Genomic DNA, 20,156 nt, shown 5'->3' on the forward strand with positions numbered 1-20,156 from the left:
GGTTCTTTTTATAGAAGCGGGGTAACCATGAAAAAGATTATATTAATACTAGCAGTAGTTATATCACTTATTCTAAATTTTATTATAGTAGACTCGGCTAAATCGTTGTCATTTTATAATTCGATAGAAAAGCAAAGTGAAAAAGTCCAATTTGCTTTTGACAAGAAGAAAAAATATAGTGAACATTCTTTACATTATTTTAAGGTATTATCAAAAAAATATAATGTACCTATTACAAAAGTTACTTACTTGAGTGATGATAAAGTGGCAATTAATACTACAGATATACAATTAAAACAAAAAGCAGATCAAGATAAAAATCTTAATTTATTCGATAGTAAATTGAAAATCAAAGTCTATGATTTGACTGATACTAATTTATCTGAGGAAGGTACATATTTCCTTTCAGGGGATGAAAAAAATGTACAAAATATTATTGATTTAATGAATATGAATGTTGGGACAGCACAAAAAGTCGATAACACAGTAAATCAACATATTCAAATTGATGAATTTAGCATAATTCTTTCAAGTTTACTAATTATCATATTTTTTGCTGTATTTATACATTTTCTGCAATGTAGAAAATATGATAATAAATTATTGTATGATTTAGGTTACAGTAAGTTTAACTTGCTCACTTTTCTACTTTCAGACTTAAAATACTATTTGTTATGTTATGCAATGATAAATATTGTTTTGAGTGTATTTGCTTATATTTTAATTTATAAAGACAATCATCTCATAAATGTAATAAATGTTGCACTATGTACGACAGTCGCCTTAACTGCTTTATGCGTTGGTCTGATATTTATCGTACTGTTGGTCTATACAAAACAATACTCTAAAAACATTAAACAAAGTAATCCTTTTTTAATGATGTATACATATATGTCATTATCAATAATCGCAGTTGTGTTTTTATCAATATCAACTCAGAGCTTAGTTAAGAATTACGGCGAATATAAGAACCAGAAAAATAGCATTAAATATTGGGATGTTGCAAAAAATGCTTATAAAACTCAAATTTTAGATCAAGGACAAGTGAAAGATAAACAATTATCAAAGAAATTAAGTAATAACTTAAAGGCTTATTATAATAGCTCAGATAATAAAGGATTCATTATTGATGCTGAAAATTTTTATGATGCTGATGGAAGACCACTATATAAATTGAATGAAAAGGAAAATACCAACATAGAACCAGACGGTAAAACAATTATCATAGATAAAAATTATTTAAAAGAACATAGAATTGAAACTTTCAACAATCAAAACGTTCTAAATTATCTAGTTAATGATGAAAATACACAAAATATCATAGTACCAGTTAAATATAAAAAATATAAAAAAACGATTGAAGATAATTATAAAGACAATTTCACATTTAAAAAAGATATAGAAAATTATAAAGGTAAGATTGATAAAAAATTAAATATAAATATTATATGGGTTAATAATCAAGTTAGTTACTTTACATACGACTATAAAATTGGTGGCGGAAAAAATACACTTATTGCACCAATTACCATAATAGAAACCGGTAATACAGATCCTCTTAATTTTGAAACATATTTTTCTACAAGGTATGTATTTAAAAGTAATTTAGACAACCCTTATGTGACTATAAAAAAAGATTTAGAGAAATTCAATATAGATGGTTATATACCTAGCGTTGTATCTGTTTACGATACTAAAGTAGATGAAATTAATAGTTTAAAAGTAAATGCATATAAATATACAGTGCTAGCTTTATTAACTGGTTTAACATTTATTATAATGACATTTACTTTCATTAGGTTATATTTCACATCTTATGAATACAAAATATTTATTAAACGTAATTTAGGATATAGTTATCTTCAAATTCACAAATGGATTTTAACATTCTTATTATTAGTGAATTTATTAATGGGCATCTTAATTTTATCGCAACTAAATATCATATCTTATTTCATTTTTCTTGGCATACTTTTAATTGAAGTAATCATAACTTATTACTCATTTATCAAATTAAACAAAGAAAATGTAAATCAGATTTTGAAAGGAAAAAAAGATGATTAAACTCAAAAATATCCAAAAATCATTTGATAAAAAACATATCATACGAGGCTTAAGTTATACTATAGAACAAGGTGATTTTATTATCATTAAAGGAGCAAGCGGGAAAGGTAAATCTAGTTTATTAAATATTATTGGGTTACTCGAAAACCCAGATGATGGCGAAATAACTTTTAATGATACAATAATCCTTAAAGAAAATGATAAAATAAAATTTAGACGAAAAGATATCGCTTATATATATCAAAACTATGGTCTTTTAGAAAATGATAGTATACTTAACAATTTAACATTACCACTGAATGTTTCAAAAAAGGATACTACAAGAATAGCAGAAGTCATTCAAAGAGTGGGACTTTCAAATCTAGATTTAAAGACTAAAGTATATACTTGTAGCGGTGGTGAGCAACAAAGAATCGCTATAGCTAGAGCAATCTTAAAAGAACCTACAGTGATTATTGCAGATGAACCAACGGGTAACTTAGACGAAGAAAACTCTTTGAATATCATGAATATATTCAAAGAACTAAATAGTAAAGGCATTACAATAATTATGGCCACACATGATAAAACATTTTTTGATATTGGCAACAAAACTATAGATATGGATTTATTATAATGTTTCTGAATCTTTAGTAACAGGTACAAAACACTACAATATTGGAGCTTTTTATGAATAGAAAAACAAATTTATTAGCCATATTTTTTATTTTTTTAATATCCTTAATAACTATAGTTTTGGATCAAAAAACATCTCTTTTTAACAATTTAACATCATTCCTATTTTTACAATTCATTTATTCTATATTTATAAATATATTTTTGTTGAAATATGCTTTTACTTTTGATGTTATTATTAGCTTTTTCAACAAGATAAATATTCTTTTGCAGTACTTTCTTTATACAATATTTTTATTTTTAAGTATGTTTTTAATTCTGTCATTTGATTTTACAGATATTAAGTTACTAGAAATAATATTTAGCTTATTATTTTTGTTTGTATTTAATTTTCTAACTCAATTATTAATTTATATAACAATATGTAAAACGCATATTAGCAGCAAAGTTTCAGTTTACGTTAGTGCTATATCTATGTTCATACTGTTTATACTTTTAATAATTCCAAGCTATTTACAGTGATGCGATTGTTGTTAGAGACACCAGTATAGCTTACTTTCTTGCACTAAAAGAAGACTTGTACAATATACAAGTCTTCTTTTTTCGTTTCAGAATTTGAAAGCAAAGTCTCGTTCATACATTTAAAGCATCAGTATACATAGTGCTTCATTATTTTTTCTTATCTTACTATATGTACTTTTTTGCTTTCATTGAATAATTAAAATCATAATTGTAATTATACTTCCTAAATAAATAGCCTTATTTTCTTCACTTTAGAGAGGAGTAAAAATAAAGAAAAGTTATTCTATAAAGTAGTAATGCTGAATTAAAATTTCTATTTATATGTAATAGTCTATTACTTAATTAGACAGGAGAATATCATCATGTTTAAATTTCAAAACTAAAATCACAAGGATCTACAATTTTTAGCAGCATGTATTATATTAGCAGTGTTTTCCTTTCATCCTATTATTAGCATTCCTCTAGGAATAGCAGTATTTGTTCTACTTAAAGATGAAGAAAAAGAAGACATATAAAATAGCTATGAAGAAATCTGTTATCATAGATTTCTTCATAGCTAATCTTAGTATATTTGTTTATGGATTATTCCCACTCGATCGTACTTGGGGGCTTAGATGTTATGTCATAGACTACTCTGTTTACGTGGTCTACTTCATTAACGATACGGCTTGATATTTTTTGTAATACTTCCCAGTCTATTCTTGCGAAGTCACTCGTCATTCCATCTATTGAAGTTACAGCACGAATGCCTACTGTGTAGTCATATGTGCGGTAATCTCCCATAACGCCTACTGAACGAATGTCTGGTAATACTGTGAAGTATTGCCAAATTTCTCTTTCTAGACCTTCTTCACGTACGACTTCTCTTAGGATCGCATCTGATTCTCTAACGATTTCTAATTTGTCTTCTGTGATTTCTCCTAATACACGGATACCTAACCCTGGGCCTGGGAATGGTTGACGCCATACAAGGTGTTCTGGGATGCCTAATTCAATTCCTAATGCGCGCACTTCATCTTTGAATAGTGTATTGATTGGTTCGATTAATTGGAACTGCATGTCTTCTGGTAATCCACCAACGTTATGGTGTGATTTAATTGTTTGTGCAGTTTTCGTACCTGATTCAATAATGTCTGTGTAAAGTGTACCTTGTGCTAAGTAGTCTACACCTTCTAATTTAGAAGCTTCATCATCGAATACGTACACAAATTCGTTACCAATAATTTTACGTTTTTGTTCTGGATCTGAAACGCCATCTAATTTTTTCATGAAACGATCTCTAGCATCTACTCTGATGATGTTCATATTGAAGCCTTCACCAAAGTTCTCCATAACCATGTCGCCTTCTCCTTTTCTAAGAAGTCCATGGTCTACGAAAATACATGTAAGTTGATCACCGATTGCTTTATGTAGCAAGACAGCTACTACTGAAGAGTCTACTCCGCCACTCATTGCACATAGTACTTTACGGTCTCCAACTTGTTCTCTAATTTTTTCGATTTCAATATCTACGAAGTTTTCCATTGTCCAGTTCCCTGTACATTCACAAACACGACGAATGAAGTTTCTTAATAAATCATTTCCGTATTCTGTATGTCTTACTTCTGGATGGAATTGAACACCATATAGCTTTCTTGATTTATCTTCTATAGCTGCATTTTGACAACTTGGGCTATCTGCAATGATTTCGAAGTTTTCAGGTATATCAATAACTTTATCACTGTGACTCATCCATACAGTTTGGCTATTAGGCAAGCTAAAGAATAAATCGTCATCTGATTTTACGTTTAATGTCGCTTTACCATATTCACGTTCACTTGCTCTTTCAACTGAACCGCCCAGTAATTTTGTCATTAATTGCATACCATAACAAATACCTAGAACTGGAATACCTAATTCAAAAATTTCAGGATTTACTGTGAAAGATCCTTCTTCATATACTGAATTCGGGCCTCCAGAAAGGATAATTCCTTTAGGATTCATTTTTTTAATTTCTTCCATTGAGATTTCATGGTCGTGTAATTCACTATATACGCCCATTTCTCTTATACGGCGTGTAATCAATTGATTATATTGACTACCAAAATCTAATACAAGAATTAATTCTTGCTCAAAAGCCATTTCCATAATAGTCCTGCTCCTTTAATTAAAATGAATAGTTTGGTGCTTCTTTAGTTATATGAACATCATGTGGATGTGATTCTTTAAGTCCTGCGCCAGTCATTCTAATAAACTGAGCTTCTTCTCTTAGTTCTTCTAAGTTAGCAGAACCAGTATAACCCATTCCGCTCTTAATACCACCAGTTAGTTGATAAATTGTATCTTGTAAAGGTCCTTTGAAATCAATTCTACCTTCAATACCTTCTGGAACGAATTTTTTAGCTGTAGTATCTTCTTGGAAGTAACGGTCTTTAGAACCTTGTTCCATAGCACCAAGTGATCCCATACCACGATATACTTTATATTGACGACCTTGGAAGATTTCAGTTTGTCCTGGGCTTTCTTCAGTACCTGCAAGAAGACTACCTAGCATTACTGCGTTACCGCCTGCTGCTAATGCTTTAGCAATGTCTCCTGAGAACTTAATACCGCCATCTGCAATGATAGCTTTACCATGTTTACGTGCTTCAGTAGCACATTCATAAATAGCTGTAATTTGAGGAACACCTACACCAGCTACAACACGTGTCGTACAAATTGAACCTGGTCCAATTCCAACTTTAACAACGTCTGCTCCCGCTTCATACAATGCCTTAGTACCTTCTTGAGTTGCTACATTACCTGCAATAATCGTTACATCAGGATATGTTTCACTTATGTTTTTAACAACTTCTAATACACCTTTAGAGTGTCCGTGAGCTGTATCTATAACTAAAGCATCTGCTCCCGCTTCGACTAGTTTTTGTGCACGTATAGGTGTATCTTTAGCAATACCTAACGCTGCCGCTACTAATAAACGACCTGCACTATCTTTTGCAGCATATGGGAACTCAATCACTTTCTCGATATCTTTAATTGTAATTAAGCCTTTTAGACTACCGTCTTCAGAAATTAATGGAAGTTTTTCTATTTTATATTTTTGTAAGATTTCTCCTGCTTGTTCTAAGTTTGTATCTACTGGAGCTGTAATTAAATCTTCTTTTGTCATAACGTCTGAAATTTTAATTGAGAAATTCTCTATAAATCTTAAATCACGATTCGTAAGGATACCAACAAGTTTCATATCTTGTTCGTTATTTACAATAGGTACACCAGAAATACGATATTTACTCATTAATGCTTCAGCTGCATATACTTGCTCTTCAGGTGTTAAGTAAAATGGATTTGTAATAACACCATTTTCTGAGCGCTTAACTTTTTGAACTTCATCAGCTTGTTGTTCAATAGACATATTTTTATGAACAACACCTAAACCACCTTGTCTAGCCATAGCTATAGCCATTTTAGCTTCAGTTACTGTATCCATACCTGCTGAAATAATTGGAATGTTCAATTTAATGTTCTTAGATAATTTCACACTTAAATCAACATCACTAGGTAATATTTCTGACTTAGCTGGTACAAGTAATACATCATCAAACGTTAATCCTTCTTTTTGAAATTTATTTTCCCACATGAATATAACCTCCATTAATTTATTTTCATTTTCATTATTTCATATTTTCACTGGTTTGTTGATTGTTTAACCCATTAAAACATAAATTTAATATAATAGCTGCAAATGTCCCTAAAACAATACCATTTTGAGTTAACCATGCATATTGTTCACCGAATGTTTCTAATGCCTGTGGTACTGCGGTAATACCTGCGCCTATCCCAACTGATACTGCAATCACAAGTAAATTGTTCTGTTTGTTGAAATCTATGCCACCTAGCATTTTCACGCCGTATGCCATAACCATTCCAAACATTGCGATCATTGCACCACCTAACACTGGGAAAGGAATCATACTTGCTAACGCCCCTAACTTTGGAATAGAACCACATATAATGAGTAGTGCAACCATCATAAACATGATTTGATTCTTCTTAGCTCCAGATAGAGAAACTAAGCCAACGTTTTGAGAGTAGGCTGTATATGGAAACGCGTTAAATATAGCACCTATCACAATAGCTATACCTTCTGCACGATAACCTTTAGATAAATCTTTTCTAGAAATAGGTTGTTTTGTAATTTCACTAAGTGCATGATACACACCTGTGGATTCAATCAAACTGACGATTGCGATAATGACAAAGACTATTGTTGTTCCAAACTCAAATTCGAAACCACTAAATCTAAATGGACGTGGTAGTTCTAACCAATTTGACTTATGTAACTCTGAAGTATCTACCAATCCGTAAAATGATGCAACTGCTGTTCCGATTAATAAACCTAATAAAATAGCAATTGATTTAATAAATCCTTTAGATAATCGTTGAATCAGTAAAATGATAACGAGTGTGAATACACCTAAAAATATATTTTTACTATCTCCATAGTTTTTTTCGCCTTCCCCGCCAGCTAAGTAATTCATTGCAACAGGCATAAGTGTTATTCCTATAATCGTTACAACACTACCCGTAACAACTGGTGGGAATAATTTTACTAAATATGAAAAGAATGGAGACATTATAATAACAATAATACCTGATAAGAATATTGAACCATATAACACACTAATTCCGTGTGTGTTTCCGACAAGTATCATGGGTGCAACAGCGGTAAATGTACAACCTAAGACGACCGGCAGTCCAATACCAATTCCTTTATATACTTGTAGAAATGTTGCTACACCACACATAAATATGTCTATTGCTACTAAATATGCTACTTCTTCGGGCGTAAAATCTAATGCTGAACCTACAATAATAGGCACCATAATTGCGCCAGCGTACATTGCTAATAAATGTTGGACACTTAGTATGAAATTTCTCATCTTATTCGTCCACCAATTTGACTTTGTTACCTGCTAAAGATGCAACTTGGCACAATGATAAGACGTCTAATCCTTCTGATTGTAATTTTTCTCTTCCCGGTTGAAAACTCTTTTCTATTACAATTCCAACTCCAGTAGTAGTTGCATTTGCAGATTGAACTAATCGGTGTAAGCCTAATGATGCTTCACCATTCGCTAGAAAGTCATCAATAATCAATACATGATCATCTTCATCTAAAAATTGTTTCGAAATAACAACTGTACTTGTTGTATTCTTTGTGAACGAATGAATATCTGTGTGATAAAATTCATTTGTCATTGTAGAAGGTTTTGCTTTTTTGGCAAATAAACAAGGCACATCTAAATGTAGAGAAGCCATAATAGCTGGCGCAATACCTGAAGCTTCAATCGTTAACACTTTTGTTATTTTTTTCTCTTTAAAATGATCGACAATTGCTTGTCCTACTTCGTACATAAGTTTTGCATCAATTTGGTGATTTAAAAATGAATCAACTTTAAGTATCTTTTCATCAATAACTACACCATCTTCTTTAACCCTATTCTGTAGTGTCCTCACACTACTCGCCTCCTCATTTAGATTAAAAAAAACACACCTTAATCCTAAAATATAGGTAAGATGAGTAAAAAATAATATAAAACCACACAAAATTGATAGTCTGGTTCCAGAGTTATTCGTTTACTCATAGTCGCATCGTTTAAGGCAATGCGGTAGAAACTTCTAAAGCCATATTCTTCAGATTATATGAGTTTTTAGTAATAAATTATTCATTGATAATAACAAAATATCAGTATTTTTACAATAGGAAAAACCTTATTATCACGGGATTTAAACACATTTTAAATAGACAGAATAATTAAAATAATGAGAATTTTTACCCTGTTTTGTTTGATTATCTCATAGAAGGGTATTTGTGAATTATATTGTATTTATGAAAACAATATTAAATTAATCTATAAACATCATAAGAGTATTCACTGATTGATGGTTTTTGCACATTACAAATTTATGGAGGTTTTAAGTATGGGTAAAATCGAAAAGTTTAATACAGAAAGTGAATTACTACAACGAATAGACCAATTGAAAGCAGATGGATTAGGAGAACGTGACTTACAAGTTATAACTGAAAATCGATTAGAAGATAACTCACTAGAATATACAGATGTAAAAGTAAAGAATTCTCGAGGATCATTTAGTGATAAACTCACTGCATTATTCTCAGGTGAAAGCGCAGAAGAAAGAGTACTTACAGGTATCAATGTTCCTGACGAAAATGTAGATGAGTATAAAAATGCTCTGAATGATGGAAAAATATTATTGTATATCGACAATGATAATACTGAAGAAACTGAGAACTTTGATTCTAGCCATCCGAAAGATTCACAATTAGGCAACGAACATTACGATGACACTAAACCTTTCTCAAAAGAAGATAGTAATAGCGGTGTTTCAGCTGGAACAGGTGCTGGTATCGGAGCTGGAGCTGCTTCTGCAAATTCATCAAAAGATGTAAACAATGAATCAGACGATTTACAAGATGATAAAGATACCAATCGCTATGGTAACAGCATAGATGAAGAAAATGAAGCACATGATGATGTTGATGATCATTCTACAGCTTCTACTCTTGCGGGCACTACTGGTTTAGGTGCAGCAGGTTATGCAGCAAACCAATCAGAGCAAAATGAAAATGAAACATTATCTAGTGATAACGAAAGAGATTTAGAAGAACTTAAAAATCGTAATAATAATGATTCAAAACCACCATATGGTGAAGCTGATAATGTAAAAGATCAAAGAGATTTAACACGTGAAGATGAATCAGAGTTCACTAGAGTTCACGATGATAGTGTTGAAACTGAGCGTTCATCTTTAAATGATGAAAGAGAAAATTTAAATGCTCAAGACGCTAATGAGGATTTAACACGACAGTCTGACTTAACTTCTAATGAAAACAGAAACGCTGCTGATAGTACAAATACTACGGCAGATGATGAAGAAGCTGTTAGACTACATGAAGAGCGAGTGAACGTCGACAAAGAAAACGTTGAAACTGGTGAAGCTTCAGTTGATAAACATGTAGTTGAGGAAACTGAAGAGTTCGATGTACCTGTAGAAAAAGAAGAAGTTACTATCGAGCGTCGACCAGTAAATGAAAAAGTAGATAGCGACTTTGAATCAAACGAGGATGATTCTATTCGCGTACCATTACATGAAGAACGTGTGAATGTTGATAAAGAAAACGTAGTGTCTGAAGAAATTGTAATCAAGAAAAACAAAGTACAAGACACAGAACACGTTTCAGAAAATGTAAGACGAGAAGAAGCAGATATTAATAATCCTACTGATGATGATAAACAATAAAACATCATTAATATTAAAAGGGTCCGGGGCATAAATAATTGTCCCGGGCTCTATTTTACGTATATAAAATATAAGAAAACACTGTATAAGCATTTTTAGTGTGATATGTTATAATATGACTAAATCTTGAGTCGAGGGGTTTATTAACATGAATTTTGAAGTTGTCACATCAATAGATGATCCATTGTTTAAAAAAGCATTAGATATGTATGAGGAAATTTTCAAAGTAGAAATCAGAGAAGATCGTCATGTGTTCATACATTCATTAACATCTGAATATATCAAAAATCATTATATATTTTTAGTTGGTCTTAAAGATGATATGGTTGTTAGCCTATCAACTGGTCATTATGAACCAACTACTAACTCTGCATTCATTAATTATTTAATGACCCACCCAGAACACCGAAATCGACGTGTAGGTGCACAAACTTTAGAAAAAATCGAAGAAGAATTACACAAGTGTGGTCAAGAAGTACATGGTAGAGATGCTAACATGATTATGCTTGAGTCATTCGGTGAAGAATCATATGATTCTGAAGAAGGAAAAGAACAAGCTATTATGCGCAAAAACTTTTTCAATAGACATGGTTATGAAATTTTGCAAAACATATTATATATTCAACCAAATCCTCAAAAATCTTTACCACCTTCACCAATCAATTTATTTGTTAAACAATACTTACCGCTTCAAAAAGACGTTATTATGCCAAGTATACGTTCATGTTATATTAATAAATATATACACGGTAACGAAAATGACAGAGAATTTGTATATGAACTATTAGATTCAATGGGGTTATAAAATTACAGGCTGCGACATAAATAAATGTCTCAGCCTGTTTTATCATATTGGCAGTAGCTGACTGGTATGAAAACACGATTATATCAAGCTTTTTTCATATCTAGTCATCCTTGCCGGGGTGGGGATACAAAATCTTTTTAACAAAATGAGATGCCTCTCCCGCTCCCTGATTTTTATTTTTCTGTATATCTCTTTATAAGGTCTTGAGCTTTTTCTCTCTTAGCTCCCTCGGGATTTGTACCACACCACAAATTCATATAATCAGGATTGTCTTCTTTTTTAGACTTCCCTCTCATAGGCTGTGTTAATATATTTTGAATTGGATAAGGACAAATCGCTCTTTCAAATGTTTCAGCATAGACAATATAAGCATTTCTTATTCCATTAGCATAGCGACCACTAAAAGTATTTGTTAAAACAATATCTTTAGTAGTAGCTCGCAATATACTCTCTTTATGGATGTTAGGCACTCCGCTTTCTTCTGTTGTTAAAAATGCTGTACCTAACTGTACAGCCGTAGCGCCTTTTTGAAGGAAAAATTGTGAACGTTCAGGGTTTGTTATTCCACCTGCTACTATTAGAGGTAAAGCTATAGATTCCTTTGCAAGATTAAATAATTGCTCTGTTGTAAGCAGGTCATCTGGTAATGACTGTTTAAAGGAGCCTCTATGCCCGCCTGCTTCCTTTCCTTGTAAAACAATTCCATCTACACCAACCTTCACTAAATCTAGTGCTTCCTCCAACTCAGTGGCTGTTCCTAATACTAATATTTTATGCCTGTGCAACTTGCTGACAAGCGCTTCTGTTGGTTTGCCAAATGTAAAACTCGCAACTTTTACTTCTTTATCTATAATGACATCTATCATTTCGTCGAATTGATTTGTAATCTTTACTTCTTTAATTGGTTCATATTGAAGTTCTTCTTCTATTGGTTTCAATATTGCATTCATTCGATCAACTTTGTCTTGATTAATTTCAGGAAATTCTGGGATAAATAAATTCACGCCAAACGGTTTATCAGTCATTTTTCGTATCTTATCAATATCGTCTGATAATGATTCTGGATTCATATAACCTGCCCCTATTTGACCTAATCCACCTGCGTTACAAACTTCAGAAACCAGCTTAGGTGTCGTTACACCACCAGCCATTCCTGCTAGAAATATTGGTTCTGACACGCCTAATTCATTCAATAGCATAGTTCTATTCATATCATTACCCCTTTCAAAATAACCATAAGCTGATTGCTTTATTTTTGTCATTATTTAGTTCATTATAATGTCATCTTACTAAAAGGAGTATCAAAATGTCACAATCAAAACTTACATTGACAGAAATTATAAAGAAAAGAAAATCAGTTAAGGAATTCGACCCTAACTTTAAAATACCTAGAGAAGAAATTGAAGAAATGATTGAGCTAGCTACAGAAGCACCTTCATCAATCAATTTACAACCTTGGAGATTTGTTATTATAGATTCAGAAGAAACTAAACAAAAATTAGATAGCCTTGTACAATTCAACCAAAGACAACTTCACTCTTCAAGTGCTATTATTCTCATATTAGCTGACTTAAAACATGCTGATTACGTTAGTGAAATTTATGAGAAAAACGTAGAACTTGGATACATGGATGAAAACTCTAAAGATTATTTCATTGAAACAATTTCTAATTTAATAAGCGGTGCAGATGAAAGCTACTTCAAAGAACAAGGTTTAATGGATGTAAACCTAGCTTCTATGCAACTTATGCTTATTGCTACTGATCATGGTTATGATACTAACCCTATTGGTGGTTTCGACAAAACGGCTTTACTTGAAGCTTTAAATATCGATACTTCACGATATGTACCTGCTCATTTACTTGCTATCGGTAAAGGCGCTAAAGCTCCGCATGAGTCAAGTAGATTACCAGTAGAAAGCATCATAGCATGGAACGACGAAAGTGATGGTATAGTTGGAAAATAATTGTTAAATTATTTAAATATGGACTAGTCTTCGTAAATAAAAACATCATTAATGAGATATTAATTCAAATCAAACCCTAAAAGTTAGATAAAATTCTAATTTTTAGGGTATTTTTTATATTGCTTTATTACTTAATAGAGTGTAGAATTTATTGCGCTAAGACTTTTTTACATGAACGCTTTAACGCTTTAAAGTATTTTATATATAAAGGAAGGTTTATTATGAAAAATTTATCACAATGGTCTTCTAATATTGGATTTATATTAGCAAGTGCGGGATCAGCTATTGGATTAGGTGCTGTATGGAAATTCCCATACATGGCTGGAACTTATGGCGGGGGTGCATTTTTATTCATCTTCATCATATTTACACTACTAGTTGGTTTACCACTACTATTAAGTGAGTTTATATTAGGACGATATGGAAAGACTTACTCAACAAATATATTCAAGAAAGTTTCTGGTAAGTCTTCTTTCAATTTAATCGGTTGGCTTGGTAATTTAACCGTGTTTGTATTATTTTCTTTCTATAGTGTTATCGGCGGTTGGATTATTTTATATATTATTAGGACGTTATTGGATAGCGTTGGTTTAACGCATTCCAACGAATACGGAAATATCTTTAATGATTATATTTCAAATCCACTCTTCGCATTAGCAAGTCAATTTGCGTTTATATTTATCACCGTTATTATTGTTAGTAAAGGTGTAGAAAAAGGCATAGAAAAAGCATCAAAAATCATGATGCCACTATTGTTTTTATCATTTTTAATCATTATCATTCGATCTGTAACTTTAGACGGCGCTTTAGAGGGTATCCAATATTTCCTTACTCCTAAAATAGCTGATTTAAGCTCTGAAGGTGTGTTATATGCTCTTGGTCAATCCTTCTTTGCCTTATCACTAGGTACATGCGGAATGATGACATACGCTTCATACTTAGACAGAAAAACGAATATCGTTAAAAGTGCTAATGCAATTGTATGGATGAACATCGGTGTATCAATAGCAGCAGGACTAGCAATATTCCCAGCTATTTTTGCTTTTGGTCTAGAACCCAACCAAGGTCCTGGATTATTGTTCATCATATTACCACAAGTTTTTGATCAAATGTTTTTAGGTTCATTATTCTATTTATTATTCTTATTATTGTTCTTGTTCGCAGCAATTACATCATCAATATCATTGCTCGAATTAAATATATCAAACATCACAAAAAACAATAATGATTATAGAAAGAAATGGGCTTATATTATTGGCGGGCTTGTGTTTATTTTTGGGATACCTTCCGCTTTATCAAATGGATTGTTGCAAAACTTAACATTTGGTGTCGGTACATTCTTTGATAACATGGATTATTTAGTAGCTAACATTTTAATGCCTATCGGAGCTTTCGGTGTCACAATATTTGTTGGTCACATTTTTGATAAAACTACTATTATGAAAGAGTTGAATATGCAAGATAGTAAAAAAGGACGACTCTTCGTTAACACTTGGTATTTCTTAGTTAGATTTGTTTTACCAATTATTATCATCGCAGTATTCATCGGACAATTATTATAGGATGAACATATTAAAATCAATAGATAGTCATTTTTAGGAACTAAAATGTGTAATTGTCACGATTTTATAAAAAATAAGCATCTCACTTTCAAACTGAAATAATCAGTTAAGTGAGATGCTTTTTATTTTAAAGTATTCCTATCCATTTCCAATAAGTCATACTCATTATAACTATTAATATATAACCGATGACGGTAATTGGTACACCTGTTTTAATAAAATCTTTTACTGTGAATGTCTCTGTACCATATGCGAGCATATTTTGTGGTGAACTCACTGGTAATAAGAAACCAAAACTAATAACAAATTGCTGGATTAATACGAAACCAATCGACTGATCTCCTAAATCTAGCGTTTGTGTTAAAGCAATAAATACAGGAATCAGTGCTGAAGAAAGACTCGTTGCACTCGCAAACCCTAGATGTATAAGAATATTAAATAGTGATATTAAAGCAATGATTGCAATTAAAGGCATATGATTTAATCCCATCAAACCGAATGTTTTATCACTTAACCATTGTGCTGCTGTTGTTTCTAATAAAACAGTTCCTAAAGATATTCCTATACCAAATACAATAACAGTTCCCCAAGGGATTTTCTTTTCGACATCTTCCCAAGTAAATACTCCTATTTTAGGTGTAAGCATAATTGCTAAAGCGATGATTGTAATGGAAGATGAGTCTATAGGATGCAGTAGTTTTTCTGTAGACCAGAATAATAGTAATAAAACGGAAATAGTGATGAGTCGCCATTCTCTTGCTGATATAGGACCTAGTTCTTTTAATTGTTTTTTAACTAATTCTGTCCCGCCTTCGATTTCCTTTTCTTCAGGTTTAATAATTGTAATCATCACAAAGTATAAGACAACTGACATTATAATAGACCATGGTGCTGCATATAAGAACCATTCGCCCCATGATATATCTTGCCCCATAGATTTATTAATAAATCCGATTGCGACTATATTCTGTGCTGCTGCAGTCTTTATACCAATATTCCATATTGATACTGAGTGGACTGCTGTTATAATCAGTAAAGCAGCTAGCTTACTGTTTTTAGACGTATTGAATGCTGCAATCATACCTAATAGTATAGGTACGACTGCGCCTGCTCGTGCAGTAGCTGAAGGAACAAAGAATGCCAATATTATTGAAACAACTATAGCTCCAATAACAATTCTATTAGTCTTATTTCCTACAACTGACAGAACTTGCAATGCTAAACGTTTATGCAAGTTTGTCACTTGCATGGCTGTTGCGAGAAAAAGCGCTGCAGCAACAAGCGCAACTGCAGATCCTGAAAATCCGCTTAAGGCCATTTTTAAAGCATTACTCGTTCCTAATAAAGCATCTCCTTCAACAGCTTTACCATCCACCGCGGGATTACCTAATGAATCAGCTAAATCTTGAACTGGACTAAAACCAGTTAATAATACAATAAGACCAACAATCATTACAGCTGATACTGGATATGTAACAGCTTCTGTAACCCACATAATGACGGCAAAAGCTAATATTGCCAGTGCGCACTTAGCCATAATAGGTAAATCGTTAGGTGTTGGTAATAATAATAATATTGTGATTAGTACAATAAAACTAATGATAATCCAAATTGGTTTAAAAGCTTTTTTCTCTGCATTTTTTGACATCGACAACAGCTCCAATTTATTGTTTATTATTCTATTTTCCTAAATAGTAACATATTTCTTATTGGGATATAACGAATTATTTAACTAATACTTGAACTTTATCACAAATACATGTAATGTATTAAGGGAAGCGTGACGGTTGTCTGTCGGCAGACAACCCGACCTATAGAAAACACTGTTATATAAAGGATGAGGCATAGAAATGTTAACAAAAGAATTCTCAGCTAAGGTTGGTCTTAGCGAAAAGCAAGTTAGAAAAATTGTACAGCACTTAGAAGATAGAGGTTATCAGCTTTCTAAGACGGAATATCGTGGAAGAGAAGCTACAGATTTCCAAGAAGAAGATATTGAATTATTCCAAGAAATTGCTGAAAAAGTGAAAGAAACTAACAGTTATGATCAAGCTTTTGAAACTTTAGAAAAAGAAAAAGATTTCTTACAAGTTCTTGTGAAAGATGAACCTACTCAACAAACGCCTGAACTTCAACAATTAATTGATGAATTAAGAACTGAAGTACAACATATGCGTAGAGAAAGACAAATGTTAGGCGAAATGCTACAACAAGTACATATTACACAACAAAAATTAGAACAAACTTTAGCTTTACAAGTGCCACAAGAAACTCAAAATAGTGAGCCAACTGAGAATACTAACGTAGCGGAGAAAGAAACTACTCAAACTGAAACTTCTCCTAAAGAAGAAGTTGAAGCGACTACAACTCAATCTGTTAAAACTGAAGATATAGATGAGACACCTTCTAAAGTAACTGTAGCTGCTGCAGAAGCATCAAAAGAAAACAACGAACAAGATGACGATAATAAGCAAGCTTCAGCAGAAACTAAATCTGAGCAATCTGAAGAAGTTAAAGCAGAAACTACAGAAACTGCTAAAGAGTCTTCAGAAAAAGAAGAAGTTAAAGAAGAAGCTAAAGATGACAAAGAAGAGTCTACTACTTCTGAAACTTCAAACGATGAAACAGTTGTACCACTTACAGCAGAAAGCAATCAATCAGAAGAATCTCCAAAAGAAGAACCAAAGAAAAAAGGTTTCTTCCAAAGATTATTCAATATATAATATTTTAAAAACCTAGAAGACATATATCTTCTGGGTTTTTTGTTCCAAAATTTACTAAATCATTTTGACTTATGTTAAGTTTTTGTAAATTTATGGGCTTTTATTGTAAATCAAATTTCCACTTTGATATATTAAAAGCTAATCATACACAGATAAATACGATTAGGGGTGCTCCATTAAGTGGAAACATTATATTTTGAAAACATAAAGTACAATGACTTGATAATAAACAATAATCAAACTGTTAAAATTCTTAAAGACAATATCGACTTCTATATTCATTTGAATTTAAAAGAAAACAACGAACAATTAATTATTTTCTCTAACGGTGCTATCGATCCTAATAAAAGTAAGCCACCAGTTTTTATGAGACATTCATGGCACGAAGACTTTAATGCAAGTTGTATTTTTATTGATGATAGAACTGTGCATAATAATAACTTGAGAATCGGTTGGGGTGTTGGCAGCGAAGATAGACATTATTTAATGGATTATAGTGATATTGCCCAAATGATTGCAAATACACTAAGTATCCAACCTGAAAACACCTATTATTATGGTTCATCAGCAGGAGGTTTTATGTCCATGTATCTTGCCGCGTTACATAAAGATACTAAAGCCATTGTTAACAATCCTCAATGTTATGTTGATAAGTATGATCAAACCAATGTAAATAAGCTTTATACATCTATATTTCCTGACTATTCAACAGAAGAAATCAAGAAGAAATATGCTATTAGGTTATCTATTACTAGTTTGTTTAGACAAAAAAACTATGTTCCAGAAATCTATTATGTACAAAATAGGTTATGCTCATCAGATATGAAAAATCAGTTTAATCCTTTTTGTAATATGTTGGACAGATATGATATAGATAGTGCTAATATAAAATTTATCCTCTACAACAATTTAAAATCAGGTCACGCTCCCCTTCAACGAGCCGGAACAATAACGCTTGTAAATCGAATAATTGGAGGAAATCAAATGACGTAAGACTAGAGATGAAAAAGCTTAATATAAGTGCATTTGTATTCTAATTAGCTACCGCCAATATAAAGAATCAGGCTGGGACATTTATTTATGTCCTAGTCTGTTTTTATGTCTTTTTAACTTGATTTTTATTCTATGTCGTTTATCCTAAATATAATTACTATAAAGGAAGCGAGGATATCTATGATGGCTTACTCAACTTCCGAAATCTCTGAAGCCTTAAATACAATAAACGCTACTATTACAAATTGCGAAAAGATGCTCGGTAAATTTGATGAAAATACATCTCAACACTCGCTTTTAATTAACAGAATACAAGCTTTGAAAACTTCTAAAGGTGTCATAACATCAGCTGAGTATTACGATAAAATCAAGCTAGAAGAAGCTTTACCACCGATAGAATCTATTATCAACAAATCATCTAAAGCACAAATCAAACACAACAAAGAAAGCTCGACATACAAACGATTACAAAAGCATATACACGCAATGAAGATTGCTCAATTTTTTATATATGAAGATTTAAAAAATAAATAGGTTAATTTTTGTAAATTTTATGTTAACCTATACGAGTACTGTAAAAAAATCGATAAATTCTTAAAGTAGAGGAAAAAATTATGAAATTCACAAAAGAAGAATGGCGTAACACAGATTTCAAATTAAACATGGATGTCAGTCATTTAAACTTAGATGAAATCATCAGCTTAAATGATAATTTAACTACTACAGAAATAGACGAAGTATATTTGCCGTTAATTAACTTTTTGACAAACAAAGTTAAATTTCACAAAGACTACTCACAGAACATCAATACAAAATTACTCAACAAAAATAATACACCACCATTTATAATCGGTGTCTCAGGTGGCGTATCAGTAGGTAAAAGTACCGTTTCAAGACTACTCTTACACCTACTCCAAGAATATAATCCTGATTGGAAAGTCGACCTTATCACAACAGATGGGTATATTATGCCCAAACAAGAACTGATTGATAAAGACTTACTTTCTAAAAAAGGATTCCCTGAAAGTTATGATACAAAAATACTTATTGATCACTTAAAACAAATAAAAGAAAATGAACCAAATATACCAACATACACATATTCACATATCACATATGACAGACTTAAAGAACAATATCATTACGTTGATTGTCCCGATATCCTTATAATCGAAGGGGTAAACATATTCCAAGTGAATCCACACGAAGAAGAACTTGTAAGCGACTATATCGACTATAAAATCTATTTAGACTCAACAATAGATAACATGAAAAAATGGTATCTCAATCGCTTCTTATTACTACAAGAAGAAGCCTTCCAAAAACCAGATTCTCATTTCTACAGATACCGTGATTTACCTAAAGAAGAAGCAATCAAAATTGCTACAGAAATTTGGGAAGATATAAACGAAGTGAACTTAATAAAAAATATTTTACCAACTAAAAACAGATCAGATCTCGTATTGTATAAGAGTGAAAATCATGTAATTGAAAACTTAAGATTTAATAAATTTTAGATAAGTAAATTAAAATATTATATATAATAAAACCAATACTTAATCGTATAAATAAAACAATGCTGTTTTTTTATACGATTATTTATA

The 20,156-nt window shown here is 31.7% G+C and carries 16 protein-coding genes and 1 riboswitch; of the genes, 10 read left to right on the forward strand and 6 right to left on the reverse strand.

All coding sequences use genetic code 11. From position 1 onward, the window contains the following. The first annotated feature begins 27 nt into the window (after nucleotides 1–27). Nucleotides 28–2,064 (forward strand): DUF1430 domain-containing protein, encoded by a 2,037-nt coding sequence (locus tag ACNMOQ_RS13870; protein WP_416350011.1) that lies wholly within the window; start codon nucleotides 28–30, stop codon nucleotides 2,062–2,064. Next, nucleotides 2,057–2,680, forward strand: coding sequence for an ABC transporter ATP-binding protein (locus tag ACNMOQ_RS13875; RefSeq protein WP_135021325.1), 624 nt, complete (start codon nucleotides 2,057–2,059; stop codon nucleotides 2,678–2,680). Before ACNMOQ_RS13870 ends, ACNMOQ_RS13875 begins: the two co-directional genes overlap by 8 nt. A gap of 1,103 nt (nucleotides 2,681–3,783) precedes the next feature. On the opposite strand, the gene guaA is transcribed toward ACNMOQ_RS13875, so the two are convergent. Genes guaA through xpt form a run of 4 tightly spaced genes read right to left on the reverse strand, consistent with a single transcriptional unit; the run spans nucleotide 3,784 to nucleotide 8,697 of the window. Beyond that, nucleotides 3,784–5,328 (reverse strand): glutamine-hydrolyzing GMP synthase, encoded by a 1,545-nt coding sequence (gene guaA, locus ACNMOQ_RS13880; protein ID WP_016999222.1) that lies wholly within the window; start codon nucleotides 5,326–5,328, stop codon nucleotides 3,784–3,786. Nucleotides 5,329–5,347: 19 nt separating this feature from the next. Further along, on the reverse strand, nucleotides 5,348–6,817 hold the full coding sequence (gene guaB / locus ACNMOQ_RS13885; RefSeq protein ID WP_016999221.1) for an IMP dehydrogenase: 1,470 nt from the start codon (nucleotides 6,815–6,817) through the stop codon (nucleotides 5,348–5,350). A gap of 34 nt (nucleotides 6,818–6,851) precedes the next feature. Beyond that, entirely contained in the window at nucleotides 6,852–8,120 is a 1,269-nt protein-coding gene (locus ACNMOQ_RS13890; RefSeq protein ID WP_416350012.1) for a nucleobase:cation symporter-2 family protein, read from the reverse strand. Nucleotide 8,121: 1 nt separating this feature from the next. After that, nucleotides 8,122–8,697: a xanthine phosphoribosyltransferase gene (xpt, locus tag ACNMOQ_RS13895; RefSeq protein ID WP_070044839.1), complete on the reverse strand. Its 576-nt coding sequence runs from the start codon at nucleotides 8,695–8,697 to the stop codon at nucleotides 8,122–8,124. 107 nt (nucleotides 8,698–8,804) lie between these two features. Beyond that, a riboswitch (purine riboswitch) is annotated at nucleotides 8,805–8,907 on the reverse strand. Between the two features lie 255 nt (nucleotides 8,908–9,162). Between xpt and ACNMOQ_RS13900 the strand changes: the two genes are divergently transcribed. After that, nucleotides 9,163–10,503, forward strand: a complete 1,341-nt coding sequence (locus ACNMOQ_RS13900) for a YsnF/AvaK domain-containing protein (RefSeq protein ID WP_416350013.1) — start codon at nucleotides 9,163–9,165, stop codon at nucleotides 10,501–10,503. Nucleotides 10,504–10,651: 148 nt separating this feature from the next. Beyond that, nucleotides 10,652–11,308: a GNAT family N-acetyltransferase gene (locus ACNMOQ_RS13905; protein ID WP_416350014.1), complete on the forward strand. Its 657-nt coding sequence runs from the start codon at nucleotides 10,652–10,654 to the stop codon at nucleotides 11,306–11,308. Nucleotides 11,309–11,481: 173 nt separating this feature from the next. On the opposite strand, the gene ACNMOQ_RS13910 is transcribed toward ACNMOQ_RS13905, so the two are convergent. Beyond that, a complete protein-coding gene (locus tag ACNMOQ_RS13910) occupies nucleotides 11,482–12,570 on the reverse strand; it encodes an NAD(P)H-dependent flavin oxidoreductase (protein WP_416350015.1) in 1,089 nt (362 codons plus the stop codon). Between the two features lie 44 nt (nucleotides 12,571–12,614). Between ACNMOQ_RS13910 and ACNMOQ_RS13915 the strand changes: the two genes are divergently transcribed. Next, nucleotides 12,615–13,274 carry a nitroreductase family protein gene (locus ACNMOQ_RS13915; protein ID WP_323710772.1) on the forward strand — a complete coding sequence of 220 codons (660 nt, stop codon included), beginning with the start codon at nucleotides 12,615–12,617 and terminating at the stop codon, nucleotides 13,272–13,274. Between the two features lie 221 nt (nucleotides 13,275–13,495). Then, entirely contained in the window at nucleotides 13,496–14,836 is a 1,341-nt protein-coding gene (locus ACNMOQ_RS13920; RefSeq protein ID WP_016999215.1) for a sodium-dependent transporter, read from the forward strand. 127 nt (nucleotides 14,837–14,963) lie between these two features. Here ACNMOQ_RS13920 and ACNMOQ_RS13925 read toward each other — a convergent pair whose 3' ends face one another. After that, nucleotides 14,964–16,484 (reverse strand): SLC13 family permease, encoded by a 1,521-nt coding sequence (locus ACNMOQ_RS13925; RefSeq protein ID WP_416350016.1) that lies wholly within the window; start codon nucleotides 16,482–16,484, stop codon nucleotides 14,964–14,966. Between the two features lie 202 nt (nucleotides 16,485–16,686). On the opposite strand from ACNMOQ_RS13925, the gene ACNMOQ_RS13930 reads away from it, so the two are divergent. The 4 genes from ACNMOQ_RS13930 to coaA all read left to right on the forward strand — a co-directional run bounded on the left by ACNMOQ_RS13930 (nucleotide 16,687) and on the right by coaA (nucleotide 20,069). Further along, nucleotides 16,687–17,559: a hypothetical protein gene (locus tag ACNMOQ_RS13930; RefSeq protein ID WP_416350017.1), complete on the forward strand. Its 873-nt coding sequence runs from the start codon at nucleotides 16,687–16,689 to the stop codon at nucleotides 17,557–17,559. Between the two features lie 180 nt (nucleotides 17,560–17,739). Beyond that, nucleotides 17,740–18,552, forward strand: a complete 813-nt coding sequence (locus ACNMOQ_RS13935; RefSeq protein ID WP_416350018.1) for an alpha/beta hydrolase — start codon at nucleotides 17,740–17,742, stop codon at nucleotides 18,550–18,552. A gap of 183 nt (nucleotides 18,553–18,735) precedes the next feature. Continuing rightward, nucleotides 18,736–19,086: a hypothetical protein gene (locus ACNMOQ_RS13940; RefSeq protein WP_416350019.1), complete on the forward strand. Its 351-nt coding sequence runs from the start codon at nucleotides 18,736–18,738 to the stop codon at nucleotides 19,084–19,086. An 80-nt stretch (nucleotides 19,087–19,166) separates the two neighbouring features. Continuing rightward, complete coding sequence (gene coaA / locus ACNMOQ_RS13945; RefSeq protein ID WP_016999210.1) at nucleotides 19,167–20,069, forward strand: type I pantothenate kinase; 903 nt, start codon at nucleotides 19,167–19,169, stop codon at nucleotides 20,067–20,069. Nucleotides 20,070–20,156 lie beyond the last annotated feature (87 nt).

This window comes from Mammaliicoccus lentus, from assembly GCF_947036595.1.
Lineage (GTDB): Bacteria > Bacillota > Bacilli > Staphylococcales > Staphylococcaceae > Mammaliicoccus > Mammaliicoccus lentus.

Bases quoted from the DNA above. Each gene is read 5' to 3' on its own strand.
- ACNMOQ_RS13870 (WP_416350011.1), top strand. From the start codon at position 28: ATGAAAAAGATTATATTAATACTAGCAGTAGTTATATCACTTATTCTA.
- ACNMOQ_RS13875 (WP_135021325.1), top strand. From the start codon at position 2,057: ATGATTAAACTCAAAAATATCCAAAAATCATTTGATAAAAAACATATC.
- guaA (WP_016999222.1), bottom strand. From the start codon at position 5,328: ATGGAAATGGCTTTTGAGCAAGAATTAATTCTTGTATTAGATTTTGGT.
- guaB (WP_016999221.1), bottom strand. From the start codon at position 6,817: ATGTGGGAAAATAAATTTCAAAAAGAAGGATTAACGTTTGATGATGTA.
- ACNMOQ_RS13890 (WP_416350012.1), bottom strand. From the start codon at position 8,120: ATGAGAAATTTCATACTAAGTGTCCAACATTTATTAGCAATGTACGCT.
- ACNMOQ_RS13900 (WP_416350013.1), top strand. From the start codon at position 9,163: ATGGGTAAAATCGAAAAGTTTAATACAGAAAGTGAATTACTACAACGA.
- ACNMOQ_RS13905 (WP_416350014.1), top strand. From the start codon at position 10,652: ATGAATTTTGAAGTTGTCACATCAATAGATGATCCATTGTTTAAAAAA.
- ACNMOQ_RS13910 (WP_416350015.1), bottom strand. From the start codon at position 12,570: ATGACAAAAATAAAGCAATCAGCTTATGGTTATTTTGAAAGGGGTAAT.
- ACNMOQ_RS13915 (WP_323710772.1), top strand. From the start codon at position 12,615: ATGTCACAATCAAAACTTACATTGACAGAAATTATAAAGAAAAGAAAA.
- ACNMOQ_RS13920 (WP_016999215.1), top strand. From the start codon at position 13,496: ATGAAAAATTTATCACAATGGTCTTCTAATATTGGATTTATATTAGCA.
- ACNMOQ_RS13925 (WP_416350016.1), bottom strand. From the start codon at position 16,484: ATGTCAAAAAATGCAGAGAAAAAAGCTTTTAAACCAATTTGGATTATC.
- ACNMOQ_RS13930 (WP_416350017.1), top strand. From the start codon at position 16,687: ATGTTAACAAAAGAATTCTCAGCTAAGGTTGGTCTTAGCGAAAAGCAA.
- ACNMOQ_RS13940 (WP_416350019.1), top strand. From the start codon at position 18,736: ATGGCTTACTCAACTTCCGAAATCTCTGAAGCCTTAAATACAATAAAC.
- coaA (WP_016999210.1), top strand. From the start codon at position 19,167: ATGAAATTCACAAAAGAAGAATGGCGTAACACAGATTTCAAATTAAAC.